This window comes from Rhodococcus sp. OK302 (genome assembly GCF_002245895.1).
In the GTDB taxonomy this organism is placed as follows: Bacteria; Actinomycetota; Actinomycetes; order Mycobacteriales; family Mycobacteriaceae; genus Rhodococcus_F.
The window spans coordinates 4,034,816-4,049,993 of record NZ_NPJZ01000001.1; the positions used below are offsets into that span (position 1 = coordinate 4,034,816).

15 protein-coding genes and 1 pseudogene are annotated in these 15,178 nt (G+C 59.7%); 8 read left to right on the plus strand and 8 right to left on the minus strand.

Going from position 1 to position 15,178, the window contains the following annotated elements; genetic code table 11:
• Nucleotides 1-513: 513 nt before the first annotated feature.
• The 3 genes from BDB13_RS32165 (at nt 514) to BDB13_RS18630 (ending at nt 2,829) form a co-directional block, all read left to right on the plus strand.
• Nucleotides 514-669 carry a DUF6131 family protein gene (locus BDB13_RS32165; protein ID WP_094272941.1) on the plus strand — a complete coding sequence of 52 codons (156 nt, stop codon included), beginning with the start codon at nt 514-516 and terminating at the stop codon, nt 667-669.
• A 65-nt stretch (nt 670-734) separates the two neighbouring features.
• Entirely contained in the window at nt 735-1,973 is a 1,239-nt protein-coding gene (locus BDB13_RS18625; protein ID WP_094272942.1) for a fatty acid desaturase family protein, read from the plus strand.
• The gene (locus BDB13_RS18630; protein WP_094272943.1) at nt 1,966-2,829 is read left to right on the plus strand and encodes a DUF1206 domain-containing protein; all 864 of its coding nucleotides are present in this window, start codon (nt 1,966-1,968) and stop codon (nt 2,827-2,829) included. The genes BDB13_RS18625 and BDB13_RS18630 overlap by 8 nt, the downstream gene beginning before the upstream one ends.
• Before the next feature lie 453 nt (nt 2,830-3,282).
• Here BDB13_RS18630 and BDB13_RS18635 read toward each other — a convergent pair whose 3' ends face one another.
• A complete protein-coding gene (locus BDB13_RS18635) occupies nt 3,283-3,798 on the minus strand; it encodes a hypothetical protein (protein ID WP_141210656.1) in 516 nt (171 codons plus the stop codon).
• A 219-nt stretch (nt 3,799-4,017) separates the two neighbouring features.
• Here BDB13_RS18635 and BDB13_RS18640 point away from each other — a divergent pair.
• A pseudogene (locus tag BDB13_RS18640) lies at nt 4,018-4,790 on the plus strand (ArsR/SmtB family transcription factor).
• 653 nt (nt 4,791-5,443) lie between these two features.
• Here the strand turns inward: BDB13_RS18640 and BDB13_RS18645 are convergent.
• From BDB13_RS18645 to BDB13_RS18655, 3 genes are all read right to left on the minus strand, one after another.
• Nucleotides 5,444-6,046 (minus strand): RES family NAD+ phosphorylase, encoded by a 603-nt coding sequence (locus BDB13_RS18645; RefSeq protein ID WP_254922869.1) that lies wholly within the window; start codon nt 6,044-6,046, stop codon nt 5,444-5,446.
• A gap of 45 nt (nt 6,047-6,091) precedes the next feature.
• A complete protein-coding gene (locus BDB13_RS18650) occupies nt 6,092-6,688 on the minus strand; it encodes a hypothetical protein (RefSeq protein ID WP_094272945.1) in 597 nt (198 codons plus the stop codon).
• Between the two features lie 68 nt (nt 6,689-6,756).
• Nucleotides 6,757-7,638, minus strand: a complete 882-nt coding sequence (locus tag BDB13_RS18655; protein WP_176459612.1) for an alpha/beta fold hydrolase — start codon at nt 7,636-7,638, stop codon at nt 6,757-6,759.
• Nucleotides 7,639-7,757: 119 nt separating this feature from the next.
• Between BDB13_RS18655 and BDB13_RS18660 the strand changes: the two genes are divergently transcribed.
• Nucleotides 7,758-8,216, plus strand: coding sequence for a MarR family winged helix-turn-helix transcriptional regulator (locus BDB13_RS18660; protein WP_094275019.1), 459 nt, complete (start codon nt 7,758-7,760; stop codon nt 8,214-8,216).
• Here the strand turns inward: BDB13_RS18660 and BDB13_RS18665 are convergent.
• Entirely contained in the window at nt 8,183-9,190 is a 1,008-nt protein-coding gene (locus BDB13_RS18665; protein WP_094272946.1) for a hypothetical protein, read from the minus strand. The genes BDB13_RS18660 and BDB13_RS18665 overlap by 34 nt on opposite strands.
• A gap of 9 nt (nt 9,191-9,199) precedes the next feature.
• A complete protein-coding gene (locus BDB13_RS32170) occupies nt 9,200-10,222 on the minus strand; it encodes a hypothetical protein (protein ID WP_094272947.1) in 1,023 nt (340 codons plus the stop codon).
• A 115-nt stretch (nt 10,223-10,337) separates the two neighbouring features.
• Between BDB13_RS32170 and BDB13_RS18675 the strand changes: the two genes are divergently transcribed.
• From BDB13_RS18675 to BDB13_RS18685, 3 genes are all read left to right on the plus strand, one after another.
• On the plus strand, nt 10,338-11,081 hold the full coding sequence (locus tag BDB13_RS18675; protein WP_176459613.1) for a helix-turn-helix domain-containing protein: 744 nt from the start codon (nt 10,338-10,340) through the stop codon (nt 11,079-11,081).
• Nucleotides 11,075-11,773: an RES family NAD+ phosphorylase gene (locus tag BDB13_RS18680; protein WP_094272949.1), complete on the plus strand. Its 699-nt coding sequence runs from the start codon at nt 11,075-11,077 to the stop codon at nt 11,771-11,773. Before BDB13_RS18675 ends, BDB13_RS18680 begins: the two co-directional genes overlap by 7 nt.
• A gap of 500 nt (nt 11,774-12,273) precedes the next feature.
• A complete protein-coding gene (locus BDB13_RS18685) occupies nt 12,274-13,374 on the plus strand; it encodes a GGDEF domain-containing protein (RefSeq protein WP_254922870.1) in 1,101 nt (366 codons plus the stop codon).
• Nucleotides 13,375-13,401: 27 nt separating this feature from the next.
• Here BDB13_RS18685 and BDB13_RS18690 read toward each other — a convergent pair whose 3' ends face one another.
• Together BDB13_RS18690 and BDB13_RS18695 are read right to left on the minus strand one after the other, a co-directional pair.
• Nucleotides 13,402-13,845 (minus strand): DUF5709 domain-containing protein, encoded by a 444-nt coding sequence (locus BDB13_RS18690; protein ID WP_094275020.1) that lies wholly within the window; start codon nt 13,843-13,845, stop codon nt 13,402-13,404.
• Between the two features lie 50 nt (nt 13,846-13,895).
• Nucleotides 13,896-15,077 carry a lipase family protein gene (locus tag BDB13_RS18695; RefSeq protein ID WP_094272951.1) on the minus strand — a complete coding sequence of 394 codons (1,182 nt, stop codon included), beginning with the start codon at nt 15,075-15,077 and terminating at the stop codon, nt 13,896-13,898.
• Nucleotides 15,078-15,178 lie beyond the last annotated feature (101 nt).

A 15,178-nucleotide genomic window follows, 5' to 3' on the forward strand; every position in this document is an offset into this window, starting at 1 on the left:
TCTCTCACTGTAGGTCTTAAGCATAGAACTACACTGTTGACGCGCCATCGAATGCGGCGTTGACTAGGTACGACAGTGTGGCGCCGTAGGCCACCATGATCATCGTCTTGGGACTGGCACGCGTGCTCTGGCAGGGGCTCGGTGCCACACCCGAACGACCACCGGCACAGTCCGGCCGCTAGCCCCTCGGAGTGTCCGACGCATCCCCGTCGGTCGAACATCAGAGGAAGCAGAAACATCGCCATGAGCATCGGCAAAGATCGCCCACAAGGCTGAAGCCGCAAAGGGGGGTCGGTCAAGAAAGTGGTCGGCAGGGTTACCGGCAACACCCGTCTAAGGACTGAAGGCAACCTCAAGATCAGGCCAAGGGCAACCTCAAACAGTCGGGCGCCAAAGCCAAAGACGCCTTCAAGCACTGACCCGACAACCCCGGGTCCACCTGATCGGGTCGTCGCGATGCCGGGGACCCACCTCCACTTCACGCTCTGTCGATTCACCAACTAGGAATTCGTCATGATCATCCTCGGAATCATTCTCGCTGTCGCCGGATGGATACTCTCGATCCCCGTGCTGCTGTATCTCGGGGTCATCCTTCTCATCATCGGTATCGTGCTGATGGTCGCGGGCTCGGCGGGCCATGCAGTCGGTGGCCGACGCCACTACTACTGACCGCCGTCCCATCCCCACGCCACAGAGCCCACGGGTTCTCGGTCTCGAACAACTGGTGAACCCTCATGGCAATCTCCGACATCAAGGAATACTCGCATCTCAGCAGTAGAGATGTGGAGGAGTTGAGCCGCGAACTCGACAGTATCCGCCGCGAGGTCACCGATTCGCTCGGTGCGGCGGACGCAGCGTATATCCGCCGCACCATCGCATTCCAGCGGATGCTGGACACCGCCGCTCGGCTCCTGATAGTCGGCAGCCGCACGACGACCGGCTGGTCACTGGGAACGACAGCGCTGGCCGCGGCGAAGAGCATCGAGAACATGGAGATCGGGCACAACGTGTCCCACGGTCAGTGGGACTGGATGAACGACCCCGAAATCCACTCCACCAACTGGGAGTGGGACATGGCGGGCCTGTCCTCGCAGTGGCGCTACTCCCACAACTATCGCCACCACATGTTCAACAACGTCGTCGGTATGGACGAGGACCTCGGCTTCGGCGTCATCCGCGTCACCCGCGACCAGCCGTGGCAGCCGAATCATCTGCTCCAACCCCTACGGAACCTGTTGCTGGCGGCCACGTTCGAATGGGGCATCGCCCTACATGGCCTGTACTCCGAACGCGCCCGCGCAGGCACCGACACCGAGAAATCCACCTACACGCGGGCACTGCTCGGGAAGATCGCCCGCCAGGCGGGAAAGGACTACCTGTTCTTCCCGATCCTCAGCGGGCGACGGTGGCGACGGACCCTGAAAGCGAACATCACGGCCAACCTGCTGCGGAACCTGTGGGCGTACATCGTGATCTTCTGCGGGCACTTTCCCGACGGTGCCGAGAAGTTCACTCTGGCGGAACTCGAGCATGAGAGCCGAGCGGAATGGTATCTACGCCAGATGCTCGGCACCGCCAACTTCCGGGCCGGAAAAGTGATGGCGTTCATGAGCGGCAACCTCTGCTATCAGATCGAACACCACCTGTTTCCCGACCTTCCCAGCAATCGCTATGCGGAGATCTCGACGATGGTACGTGCCTTGTGCGAGAAGTTCGACCTGCCCTACACCACAGGTTCCCTTGCATGGCAATACCTTCTGGTTCTCCGCACCGTCCACAAACTGGCATTGCCGGACTGGTTTCTCACCGCGTCCGCGGACGACGCACCGGAGACCGCCTCCGAACTCAAGTTCCGCCCAGCCGGCGACCAGCCTGCCGGGGCCGCTCGAATCGGACTTCGGACCGCGCAGCGGACCCCGCCCGTCACACCTCACGGCATTCATCGACCGAGACGGAGCGAACGCGATGGCTGAACCCAACTCGTCTACGACATCCTCGGACGGTGATCACTCAGCGTCGTACGACAACTTGACCTCGGTGGCGGGCCGGATAGCCCAGAACAGTATCTTCGAAAGATTCGCCCGAGCAGGCTTCGTCACCAGCGGAATCGTCCACCTGATCATCGGCTACATCGCCATCCGGGTTGCCCTGGGCGGCGCTGCTGGTGCCACCGACCAATCCGGCGCGATGGCGGAACTAGCCAGCAAGCCGGGCGGAAAGATCGCACTGTGGGTAGGTGTTGTCGCATTCCTGGTAATGGCACTGTGGCGCCTCGCCGAATCTGCGCTCGGAAAGTCGTCTGAACCGGGATCCGAGCGCACGTCATCCGAAGTGATCAACCGCATCAAGGCCTTTTCTTTGAGTGTGGTCTACTTCGCCTTCGCATTCACCGCGTTCGGGTTCGCCCGGGGCAGCGGAAAATCCAGTGGCGCCCAGAGCTCGGGCCTGAGCGCCCGCCTCATGCAAAGTACCGCGGGAACCGTCGCGCTGATCGTCGTCGGCCTGATCGTCATCGCGGTCGGCGGTTACCACGTCTACAAGGGAGCCAGCCGGAACTTCGTCAAGGACCTCAAGGGTGAACCCAGCGACCTAGTACGACGACTGGGCATTGTGGGTTACATCGCGAAGGGTCTGGCCATCGCGGCGATCGGTTTACTGTTCATCCTCGCCGCTGCCCAATCAGCGCCGAACAAAGCCACCGGACTCGACGGCGCCTTCAAGGCACTGTTAGCCCAGCCGTACGGCGCGACACTCCTTGTCTTGGCGGGCCTGGGGATCATCACCTACGGTCTGTACTGCTTCGCGATGGCCCGATACGTCAAGATGTAGTGCCACACCATCGGCTTCGTGATGTCTCGATCGCTTGTGTTTCGTGAGACGTTAACCGGAAGAAGATAATTGGAGCCGGAATCTGCAGCACAAGTCTTCTACTGCCGCTCGACTTCGCCGGAACACCCGTGGCCGGCGAAGTCCTACACCCCTTGGGCGCTGCCTCTTGTTTTGGCGAATAAGAAACGACATTAGGCAGCCTCCGCGGCTCTCGACGCACTCCTTCCCGCGGCAAGCGAGCGGGCAAGCGGCAGTGGCGCCATCGATCTCGGACCTACTCGAAAGATTGCCTGAGGTTTAGCTCCAAGGGACTGCCCTCGACGTTTCGCCCCAACGCTCAGCGAGGTCGTCGAACGCTGCTCGAGCTCCCGCCTCGGTCGGACGGTATAGATCGGTTTGAGATCGTGCTTGAGGCCGGCCCCGTGCTGACGCGACGACAACCGATCAAATGGATCATGCCAGCGTCAGAATCCTCCACTGCCACGAAGGTTCGGCGCCACTGAGGAACACTTCGTCAGCCCAGGCGCGTTCCGTGGGAAACAAGAATGTGGCGATCATGGCACGAACCGCAGTCGTGCGTAGTCGCTGTGCAACCGCCCGAGCAGCCTCATACTCGCCGGCCTCGGCGTCCACGAGCAGTGCTCGTAACCTGGTGGCGACGTACATGCGCGCGCTGGCGTATCCCAATGGCGCGATGGCCTCGGGTGGGGGACCGTCCTTCGAGTACATGACATAGGCGTCGGCGAGCCCGAACTCGGAGACCCAGTGATCGGCGAAGTTCGACGTCTCGGAGTCCGGTCCGTACCACTGCCGCGTGAGAAGCCTGAACAGTGCTGCCGCGCCGAGAGGGGAGGTGTCGCCTTGGCGATGGCGACGCGCGGCCAGGACGTACTCGTCGACGCGCAGGTCCGCACTTGGATCAGACTCTGGAATCGACGACGGAAAGCCCCCGCGGCGTGGGTATTTCATCGGGAGCCACGCTGCTAGTGGTTCGAATGAATGGACCTCGGTAACCGTCTCGATCTCGTTCACGCATCACGCAACTCTTCGAGTTGTTTCGACCGACAGTGTCGATCTGCGGTTATCACGAGGTTAGCGAGACGAACCGACAAACTATCGAGAGTTCGGACTATCCAGTCTGTTGCAGGACACTAGACATGCAGGTAAATACCTGCATATTATCGGGTCATGGAGTCATCGACCGATCTAGTCTTCAAGGCCTTGGCCGACCCGACACGGAGATTCCTGCTCGATTGCCTCCGAGAAAACAACGGACAGACGCTGGGGGAGCTGTGCGAACGCGTCGCAATGACGCGCCAGTCGGCAACGCAGCACCTGTCCGTACTCGAAGCAGCCAATCTGGTGAGCAGTGTCCGGCAAGGCCGGGAGAAGCTTCACTACCTCAATCCCGTTCCGCTCGAAGATATTCGGGAACGGTGGATCGATACGTTCGAACATTCACGACTGAGCGCACTCAGCGACATCAAACGACAGGCGGAGGCACACATGACCACCAAGCCCACCTACAAGTACGTCACGTATATCGAGAGTTCGCCCGAGGCGGTCTGGCAAGCAATCACCGATGCCGACATCTCGGCGTCATACTGGGGCCACAGTAACGTTTCGGACTGGAATGTGGATTCCCCTGGGAACATCGCCGGATCGACGGGTCCGGCATCGCCGATATCGTCGGCACAGTAATCGAGAGCGAACCGCCACACCGACTGGTCACGACTTGGGCAGCGTCCGACGGTAGCGGCGACACCTCGTCGCAAGTGACCTTCACTATCGAACCCTTCGGCGCGATAGTGAGGCTCACCGTGATGCACGAGAACCTCGTCGACGAGGGGGAGTACAACGATATTTCCCAGGGTTGGCCGGCGGTTCTGTCCAATTTGAAGTCACTCCTCGAAACAGGGCACGTACTACCCGACACTCCTTGGGAGATGCCTTCGAACTGATGATCGAATGCCGGTGTAGGGTCATCCCGCGTTCGAAGTAGATCGAAAGTCTGCCCGAACGCCGAGAAACCCTTTCCATGTTCGGAGTGTCAAATATCAGTCAACTACGGAAACATGAAGTTTCCCGAATCTCGGGAAGGGGTCTTAGTTCGCACCATTGCAAACCAGAAACTCACAACCTCACGCCCTCCAAACCAATTCACCGCTGCCGCAAGGAGGTCGGGGAGTCGGGTGACGACCCCCGCTCAGTGCACACTGGGGGGAGTGTCCTGAGCGGAAGGGTAAATATGCCGCTGGTATGGAACTGCGGCAAGGGCAGAAGGGGGCGCTTTTCGTTTACTTCGTTGACATTGGGGGACTTTGGCGCTTTCGCTGCCGTCCCGCGAGGGGCCTCGGATACGCTAGCCGGCGCGGTTGGCAATTCGGGTGGGAGAGTAGTCTCCTTGCGCAATCGAATCGCGATCAAAAAAGTGGCGGTCGACCCCAATGTGGTCGACATTCGAAGCAATCAATATCAGCGGGTGACGGAACCATAGGATTTTCCGAATCTATATCCTAGGTCTACAAGTACCAACGCGACTTCAGTCTCAGCATCAACGCCACCATTGCCACCACTAATGACTACACAAATCTTCGACCCGCAGGGTGGGTGTTCAGATCGGCCCTAGCGCTGCATTGTGAGCGGTCAGCAGCGTGCCAAGTAGGTAGTGACCGTCGGCGCAGTCGAGTGGAATCAGCCCAGCGACGGCCTCGACGGCAGGATGAGAAGAAACGCTGGGGGAGTCGGACAGCATCCAAGACAGAGTGTTCTCATCGTGTCGGGGCCGATACTGTATTCCGTCGACATCAGGATTCGCTGCGAGTATTGCCGCAGCCCATCGTCGTGTGTGGAGGTATCCGGACGGATCGCATTTGGTCAGCCAAGCGCCGGCATTGATTCGCGCTGCACCCGTTCCCGTCAAGTCGACCACCTGCACCGGACGGACAGTCCGAAGCTCACTAAGTACCCGGTCGACAATCTGAGCACGCGGGATGAGGCGAGGGGAATGATTCACCGGCAGGTTCCGGCACAGCGTCTCGCCCACCGCTGCGGCTGGGCTGTCGCCGAGATAGAGATATGAGTACGAACCGTCGATACTGTCGAAGCGGCCACCCACACGTACGCGAGGCCTCGCGATGGGGTTGAGATCCGCAGCGCCACGTGTTGCGCTGTGAATACGCCACAGCGACATACCGACAGGGATTGTGGTGATCAATACAGGAGGTAGCGGCGAGGGTGGATCGGTGTAATCCAAATCCACTCAGCCCTGCGTCAGATCGTCGACCATATCGAGCAGATCCTGTTCATGCCCTCCCGTGACCGCGAGTTCGGCGGGCGAACGAGGGTCGTCGGCAAACGCAGTCGGATTCAGCCACCACGATGCGACGCCCCACGGATCATCTTTGGCGCCAAGGATCCGGTTGATCTGAGCGACGATCGGTCGCACCTTCTGATGTTCAGAGTCGAATTGGAAAGCTGGATAAAGCTTCTGCCCCGACGCCGGTAAGGCGATGACGGTACCGGTAGAGGTGAGTCGACTGGCTGTATTTCGACTTGTCGCAGATCTGCCCAGGACACGACTGACTGCAGTCGAGTCGAGCATCTCGTGCTCTTCGACAATCGAATTGAGTGCAGAGGCAACGATGCGGGTTCGGGCAACTGCGGCGGCGGCAGGATTCGCTACTGCTGACTCGTGCTGCAATGCCAGTGCAGGTCCCATAGCTAGAAGCGCAGTCACATCATCGCGCACTGGTCGCAGATTGGGTCGGCGTGAGAACTCCTCGGCAAGTAGCACCACAAGGTCCTGATCCGACAAGGCATGAATCGAATCACGTGCGCGGTCCCGGTCGACGAGCATGTCATCACCTCCAGTTGTGCCATCAGTGTACCGCGTACCTGCCGTGTCGGCATGCAGGAGAGAACTTACTACGATCCGACAACAGAGCAGAGCGCTGCGTTGAGTTCGGCAGCCGGCAGCATCGGAAGGGTGTGGTGCGTCGCCGAATCGACAATCGCTGTTCTGACGTGAGGAATCGAAGCCCGTACCAACGCTTCCAATCGTCGGCTGTCGTGAACCTTGCTCTGCCCGGCAAGAATGACGGTGGTTTCGATAGGCAGCGAAGCCAGAGCCGCCTTGTCGGGGTGCTTCGGCACGATCGTCTTCGACTTCGGGAAACTAGCTGCACCGAGAGCGAGCAGCGACAACCAGTCTTCGTCCAGTGACGCGCCATCGGTTTCCCATTCGATGAAGGCGCGTTCACGCTTTTCGTTCGGACGCAAGAGGATTGGCAACGCGTGCAGGAGGTACTGCGGCTTCATGCCGGCGAAACACGAGTTCGGGTCAATCAGCACCAGGCGATTCACGGCATCAGGGTTACGTATGGCGTAGGCCAAGGCGATCATCGCACCGTACGAGTGGCTGATCAGGCTGGGGGAGTCGAGCCCCAGACCGTCGATGACGCTCTCGAGCCAATCAAGCAGGTCATCGACAGTCTTCACCGACTTGCCGTGGGGGATACTGCGACCGGCGTCTCCGATCAGATCCACCGCGTAGACCCTATTGTGTGCGCTGAGCGCACTTGCATTGCCAAACCACACCGTCGAAGTCGCACCAGCGCCCGGGAGCAGAATCACCGGTGGGCCGTCCTGCGGGCCGCAGGTGATGACATGGGTTGTGCCGTAATCGGATTCGAGTGCCATAGAAGTGGTTCCATTGGGCCACTTGGCAAGGACCGCGTCATAGGCGCGATGGAAAGCCTCACCAGCATCTGTGGACGCAAACTGATCGATCGATGATCTGATCAACATTTCTCTCCATCCTCGTTTATCTCGATGATCGAGATAATAGACAATGGAAGTAAATTCGTCGAGCAAATGGAGTCGAAGTGACCGATAAGAAGAAGGCACCGAGCGCCGGTGGCCACGAGATGGTGCATCAGTTGCGTGCACTGGTTGTTCAGCTGGACTTGTTCGGCGCGGAGTTCGCGACGCAACACCGACTCCACGCCACCGATGTGCGTGCGCTTATCTGCCTTCTCGATGCCGAACGCTCTGGTCGCCATGCGACACCGGGATGGCTGGGCCAACAGTTGGGCTTGAACTCCGCATCCGTGACAGCCTTGATCGATCGAATGAACAAAAACGGCCTCGTAGAGCGCGAACGGGATGACAACGACCGCAGACGAGTGCTTCTCGGTGTTACCGACCGCGCGAAGGACCTGGGTTTGTCATTCTTCGGCCCCCTCATCGGGCACGCCATCGATGTCTTGGAAACCTTCACGCCGCAGCAGTTAGAGACGATCGGTGAGTTCCTGACCAAGATGAGCACGGCGGTCGAGACCACCCGCGCAGATCAGGCCGGCGCCCACGAACCGTCGGGGGAGTGACACCAAATTCCCATGTCGCCGAGTGCCAGGAAGTCATTGTTCAACCAATACGTTTGGTCGGGATCCCAGCCGGCGAGAACCGTCGCCCCCGGCTGCTTAGTAAGAGGGATCGTAATCCCCGGCGTCGAGAGATAACCCATCATCGTGAGGTGAACGGCGTCGTAGTCGGCGACCACGCCGGTCCAATCCGGAATGAACCAGTCGTGATACTGACCAGTGGTGTAATGCCACTCTGAACGACGCGATGCCGGTACAGCGAGGGGATAAGTATCGACGAGGTGAGCCCAGTCCGCTGGGCTCGTAATCTCGTACACCCGAGGCGTTCCCTGTACCTGCACTGGCCAGATACGTGCATGTCCCCATCCAAAGCCGTCCTCTTCAAGCATGAGGTCCATCGCTTCGACGCATTCCCTCGATCGGGTCGTGCGATAAACCCTGTCGGCGAGCGGAATCGACCACCATTCACTACCGACATGGCTGTTGGGATCCTCGATCAGATACTCGACAAACTTCGCTTCCTGGGCGAGTGCACGTTCTCGCCATCGCTGCAGTCCGTCGTCTACCGGGTGAATGAGCAGCGGTAACTCGGCCACATCACGAGTCGAGTCGAACTTCTGGACCAATCGTTGGTTGGCAAGGTCGACGGGCTCGGTCCACCAACTCGCACCTGCCGACGCCAACAACGTCTCAGCAATTGGCTTCAAAACTGCGACGGTCTCCGGGCGTGCAAACACGATGTCTTCTTCGTCCGGCGGCTGCCAATACTGCGCGCAATCGACGGCGTATGCCAGAGCATTGAGTATCTCGATTTCGGGCAACTGTTCAATCGCTCGAACATCGACTTTCGCGAGGACATCAAGAACATTGCGTCGAAGACTGCGATACGAACCATCGCCGTTGCTGCACGCATAGCCGATGTTCGCGCAAAAATGCCGGCCACGCGGCGAATTCATCATCAGTGCAACGGCATCCATCTATAAAAGCTAGCTGGTAGCTACCCACGGGCCGTCAGGGGAGCGCCGCCATTCCGTCATGGTGTCGCCGAGAGTGATGAAATCGCTGGACAGCCAGTACGTGACGTCAGGATTCCAGCCGGCAAGCACCGTGGCGCCGGAGTGTCGGGTCAGGGGGATCGTGATCCCCGGAGTCGAGAGATAGCCGGTCATGGTCAGGTGCACGGCGTCGTAATCGGCAACTACACCGGTCCAATCCGGAACGAACCAGTTTCGGTAGTCGCCGGTGGTGTCGTGCCAAACGAAACGACGCGATGCCGGCACAGCGAGGGGATAGGCATCGACCAGGTGAGCCCAGTCTGCGGGACAGGTGATCTCGTAGACACGGGGCGTTCCATGGACGCGCACAGGCCAGGCACGTGGATAACCCCATCCTGGGCTGTCTTCTTGAAGCATCAGTTCCATCGCGCCGATGCCATCGCGTTCTCGGGTCGTGTCATATACCCCGTCGGCCGCCGGGATCGACCACCATTGGCCGCCGATATTCCTGTCAGGATCTGCCTTCACGTACTCGACGAACTGTGCTTCGTAAGCCAACATGTGTTCGTGCCAGCGTTCGAGGCCGTCGCCGAGTTGACGAATGCGCAGGGGCTCCGCGGGCGAGTCAGGAATCGATTCGAATTTCTGCACCACTCGCTGGTTGGCGAGATCGACTGGCTCACTCCACCAACTGGTGTGCGGTGACTCCAAGATCGCTTGGGCAATCGGCCGCAAGACTGTGAGGACCTCAGGGAGAGCGAATATTTCGTCTTCTTCGTCCGGTGGCTGCCAATAGCGTGCGACATCCACGGCAGACGACAACACGTCAAGCAGTTCGAACTCCGATAGCTGAGCAATCGCTTGAACGTCGACGTTGGCGAGGTCGTCAAGGACATCACTCGACGTGTGTCGTCGGTTGTAGCCGGATTCTCCCTTGTTGCTGCAGGCAAAGCCGATATTCGCGCAGAAGAACCGTCCGCGCGGCGAACCCAGAACTAGTGAGACGAGATCCATGTGTCAAAGCTATCCGTCCGCACATGACTGGGCCTGCACTTGTAGGTCGGCGCGGCGTACACTCAATACACGGTTAGCTTTCATAGCTTGTGCTGCACCGCGAGAAGGAGATCTGATGGTCGCTACACGGAAGCACCACACCAGCAGTTCCACGCCCGAAGTACGGCGTGCGCGCCTACATCTGGTTGCCGATCTCACGGAGGCCGACGCCGATGCAGTTCGAGCTGCCGCACACACATCAGCTGAAGAAGCAGACCTGGTGATGCAGCGGTTGATCGCCGACCACAAGGTCACCTTGGCTCCGGTTCCGAGTTCCGAAAACGGCGCTGACGAGCTGCTTTCCGCCCTTACGGAACTGCTCGCCGGATCCAACGCCGGCGACGTTGCACGGGTTGCGTCCGCAGTGTCGGCAGACGGCGATCTTGATGAAGCGTCCTGGGGACCGGCACCAACCCAAGCCGAAGCGCTTGAAGCCGTCGTGGGGGACTTGTCCGACCAATATGCAGCGCGGGAGTCGCTCGCGGCTACTGGTCTGACCTGTAAGCAGGCCGCACATCTACTGGGTATCCGCGAACAGGCAATCACAGCCAAAATTGACGAGGGCAAGCTGATCGGCCTTAAGCGGGGACGCGAATGGCGTTTACCGGCTTGGCAATTCGTGCCGGACAATGCTTCCGGAATCGTTCCACGCCTGGACACGCTACAAGCCGTATTTCCGGGTGGACCGGTGAGCTTGTCGGCCTGGATGAACAAGCCGAGCAACGAGTTCGACGGGCGCACCCCATTGCAGGAGCTACTCGCGCACGGACCGGACGGAGTCGTCGCACACGCGAAGCGCCTCACCGCCGCTGCATGGTGAAATCACTGAGTTCGCCGCAACGACCCCTGTCGGCGGGCGGTGTTCTCTGGCAATGGATTCCGCCCAGTTCAGACCCAGGGGAGTCGTGGCAGTGGTGCCGCGTGTACCATCGCAGCTCGCATACTCCGGATGGTGCGACCTTCCGATCATTTGGGCCTGTCAGCAGGTTTGACCATCACACACCGAATCCGCCGGCATTAGATCCCGACGGACGAGCCGTGCTGTACGTCGCGGACAATCTCGCCACAGCGGCAAGTGAGGTCTTCGGTGAGGCCGGTGTCGCACAGATTTGTCCGAACTATCGAGTCTCGATCGTAGAACCGGCGACATCGCTGGACATGCTTGATCTCGCCGGACCTGGTTCGGCGATGGCGATCGGCGCTTTGCCCGCGCTGGCCCAAGGCGCAGAACCTCGGGCGTCGACGCAGGAATGGGCCCGGGCGATATTCGAGGATCGACCAGCTGGAGATTCCGTCAGCGGAATTCATTACCGGACTGCGTACGGCGACGGTGATGCGCTGGCGTTGTGGGATTGCAGTTCGTCGGTGAAGATTCGCCGCGACGCGGCTGGCAACAACCTAGACCATCGACTGCAGCATCCGTCGTTGTTGCGTCGACTCCAAGTAGAGATGTGGCGACGACGCATCCAAGTCGACACGATTCCGGAATCGGCCTGCGCAAGCTGTCACTGAACGTCAGGGGGAAGCGCCAGATTGCCGTTACTTGACATAATGTAGATTATCGGCAAATTTATGACCTGCGGATATGGGTGCTGAGTTCCATTCCTGTCCATCGACTTACATGCGCCTGTACCTGCCGTCTCTGTACCTACGCGCACAGAGATTTACCCTGCCGGGCTCCGTGTGTACCTAGCCTGACAGTTGGCGGGGTTCACACGCCCCTCGGACTTCTGCCGAGCCGGATCCACGGCTAGGTGATCCCGCCGCGTACCCCTGGCCCCTTGAACCGGCAGGCATGAACGGGGCCGATACAGGCACTCGGCACATCCCGATACGGCAGTGAGTCGAATCTGGATCGAACACCCCTGTCGCAGTCCCCTTACCTCAATACGTCACTGTGACGTATTGAGGTGTGAGTACCCGGCGCGCGTCATCGAACAATTCGGAATACCGACTAGGATCGGCGACATGCTTTGTCTTCGGCCCGCCATTTCACGAGGTTTGCATCCTCAGTGAAACCCCTACGCGACGTGGCCGAACGATGGCTCGCGGTACCTGACCAATTTGATCGATTTACCCGTTTTCTCCGTGACAACGGACTCTTGTCGATAACTCGAAATGTCATCGGACTCATGGTGATTTCCATGGGCCTGACGATTCTTCTCAAGCGGCTGGGAACTCAATCGTCCCAGGTAATCAGTTTTCCGCTCGATCTGATCATCGGTGTCCTCGCAATCATCGGCGGGGTTGCATTGCCGAAACTCGCAACCACTCGGGAACGCTCGTACCAGTTTGTTATCGCCGGCGATCTCGCCATTGCGATCATTGTGCTCACCGAAGCGAATCTTGAACAGCGACTGATGGGTTCACTCGTGTTCGGGCTAGTCGGCTCGTACATCGCGTTCTTTCACAACGTGCGAGCTCAGATCTGGCACCTATCGTTCTCGACGGTAGTCATCATCGTTGCCAGCATCGGTGTGTTCACGGATGCGCCGACAACTGCTTTCGATGTTCTCGGGCGAATCATTTTTGCGATCAGCCTCATCACGGTAATGCCGTTGCTGACTCAAATTGCGCTGGCACTTCTCAGCAACGACGCACAGAGTTCCGAGCTCGATCCATTGACGGACCTGCTCAATCGGCGGGGTCTTACGCGTCGTACGTCGGAATTGGTACGGTCCAAATCCCGGCCTGGGCAGTCATTGCTGGTCGTTGTTATCGATATCGACAGGTTCAAGCATTTCAATGACACCTACGGTCATGATGTCGGCGATCGCGTCATCCTCCGCACCGCGAATCGACTGACCGAGTGGGCGCGACCGGACGCTGCCGTTGCCCGAGTTGGTGGCGATGAATTTGTCGTCGTTCAGATCATGCCGCTCGCTGCCGTCGGTGAGCTTCTTTCCCGGATTCACGGTGTCATGAATGGTTCGTTGGTCGAACCCCGCTCGACCACGAGTATCGGAATCGCCATCCACAACGGTCTGTGGTCCGATACGGATGCGATGGATGCCGGAGTCGACGAACTCCACCGTCTGGCGGATTCCGCGATGTACGAGAGTAAACGCCTTGGCGGAGATCGCGTCCATACAATTGTGATGACGTCGCCCTGAGCGGCGCAGCCCTCGAATCGAGCAGGTCTAGTCCTCGATGATGTGAACGGCAGCTTCTTCTGCGGATGCAGCCGCACCGTCGACACCGACATCCTCGGCGACGAGTTCACTTTCCTCGTCCTCGTAGCGGCCTTCGTCCTCGGCGACGAGTCTGCCGGCACGGCGGTTACCGACCTCGCGTGGGGATGGGAATTCCGCTTCCCGTACGGGATCGTCAGCGTCGGCAGGCTCGTACAACGGATCACCGAGTTTGGCTGCTGGATCGGGCTCTTCTTCGGCGAGGCGTTGGTCGAGGGTCTCCCCCACATCCGTATCTCCGAGAAGGTAGGGACGCTCGGGCGGTGAGATTCCTTCGTCGAGGATGTCGTCTACGCCTCGGTCGATCAGTGTGTCTTCGGGTTGTAGTTGATCGTCGGGATCGAGGCTGTAACCGCCTTCGGCTGCTGCACCGGTGTCATCCGCATCGTTCATGACTCCACGATTCCATGCGTCGGGGGCTTGCGCCATGTGAGAGAGCCATGTCAGCAGTTGCTCGGTGCGGGTTTGCCGTCGAATCGATCTTGGAGGTAGTCGAATGCGTCCGGCAGGCCGAGGACCGCGGTGGTGAGGTGATCCGGGCTGGGATAGAGCTGGGATTCGACGGTTGCGCCAGCGGCGCAGTACCGGGCATTGGTGTTGAGTACAGAATCGACGGGGATCAAAGCGTCTGTGGGACTGTGCCATTCGAATATCGGCGCGGTAGGGACGCCGGGGTAGAGTTCGACGCTGTTGGCGTTCATGACGCTGACGGCTTGGGGGCTGGTCAGCATCGCTATCGAGTCTGTGACCTGGCGAGCGCTTCGACCGGCTCCGGCGACCAGGATGTCGTTGGTGCAGGCATTGGTCAGTTGCACTTCCATGGCGCGGCCGGCGGCATTGAGTTCGTTGCTCAGTGGCAGTTCGCTCGGGTATTCACGTTCGAGGCCCATCGCGGCGGCGAATGCGAGACCGAATGCGGGATGGGGGTCTTGACCGAGTGCGTTGGCCATTTTGCCGATGTTCATCGGTACGCCGCCTTGGGCTACGCCGACGAGGTTGATCTCGGGCGCGTAGGTGGGTGCAAGAGCAGCTGCCCATGCTGTTGCCATGCCGCCGCCGGAGTATCCGGCGATCCCGACGGGGCTGGACGCGACGCGTAGTTCGGGCACTTTCTGGACGGCACGTATGCCGTCGAGAGTGATTTGGCCGCCGAGGCGTGCTGCGCCGTAGGCACTGTTGGGGCCCAGATGGTCGGGTAGTGCGATGGTCCAGCCTCGTTGTAGTGCGACGTTCAGTACCGGGGCTTCGCGGAAGACCTTGTTGGGGTCGGAGGTGTAGAGGGTGCGCGATGGTGCGCATTCTGACCCGAGTGCATTGACGATGTGCTGGTAGGACAGCAGTGGACCGTCAGGCTGTTGATTGGCGGGCACAAGCACGGTGGTTACTGCAACGATCGGATTGTTCTCGGAGTTGGTCGAGCGGAAGCTGACCTGCCAGAACGAGGCGCCGGGGAAGGTGGGGAGGTCGGGAGCTCGGCGTACCGAAATCGGTGTTCCGACGGGGCCGGTTGCGGCTTCGGTTTGTGCATAGAACGGGTCGGGGTCCGGGGCCGGGTACGCGGGGACGGCGTTTGCCATTCCGTGTCCGGTAGTGAGTGCCAGCGATAGCAATGCAGTTGTCAGCATCGCTCCGGTGAACCTACGCCGAGTTCTGAATATCCGAGTTCTGGATTGCAATGGTTTCCCCTCCACCTAATGGACATCGACACATGAACTCCCGATAGGTG

Excerpts from the sequence above, each read along its gene's own strand:
- BDB13_RS32165 (WP_094272941.1), top strand. The coding sequence starts at position 514 with ATGATCATCCTCGGAATCATTCTCGCTGTCGCCGGATGGATACTCTCG.
- BDB13_RS18625 (WP_094272942.1), top strand. The coding sequence starts at position 735 with ATGGCAATCTCCGACATCAAGGAATACTCGCATCTCAGCAGTAGAGAT.
- BDB13_RS18630 (WP_094272943.1), top strand. The coding sequence starts at position 1,966 with ATGGCTGAACCCAACTCGTCTACGACATCCTCGGACGGTGATCACTCA.
- BDB13_RS18635 (WP_141210656.1), bottom strand. The coding sequence starts at position 3,798 with ATGAAATACCCACGCCGCGGGGGCTTTCCGTCGTCGATTCCAGAGTCT.
- BDB13_RS18650 (WP_094272945.1), bottom strand. The coding sequence starts at position 6,688 with ATGCTCGTCGACCGGGACCGCGCACGTGATTCGATTCATGCCTTGTCG.
- BDB13_RS18655 (WP_176459612.1), bottom strand. The coding sequence starts at position 7,638 with ATGTTGATCAGATCATCGATCGATCAGTTTGCGTCCACAGATGCTGGT.
- BDB13_RS18660 (WP_094275019.1), top strand. The coding sequence starts at position 7,758 with ATGGTGCATCAGTTGCGTGCACTGGTTGTTCAGCTGGACTTGTTCGGC.
- BDB13_RS18665 (WP_094272946.1), bottom strand. The coding sequence starts at position 9,190 with ATGGATGCCGTTGCACTGATGATGAATTCGCCGCGTGGCCGGCATTTT.
- BDB13_RS32170 (WP_094272947.1), bottom strand. The coding sequence starts at position 10,222 with ATGGATCTCGTCTCACTAGTTCTGGGTTCGCCGCGCGGACGGTTCTTC.
- BDB13_RS18675 (WP_176459613.1), top strand. The coding sequence starts at position 10,338 with ATGGTCGCTACACGGAAGCACCACACCAGCAGTTCCACGCCCGAAGTA.
- BDB13_RS18680 (WP_094272949.1), top strand. The coding sequence starts at position 11,075 with ATGGTGAAATCACTGAGTTCGCCGCAACGACCCCTGTCGGCGGGCGGT.
- BDB13_RS18690 (WP_094275020.1), bottom strand. The coding sequence starts at position 13,845 with ATGAACGATGCGGATGACACCGGTGCAGCAGCCGAAGGCGGTTACAGC.
- BDB13_RS18695 (WP_094272951.1), bottom strand. The coding sequence starts at position 15,077 with ATGCTGACAACTGCATTGCTATCGCTGGCACTCACTACCGGACACGGA.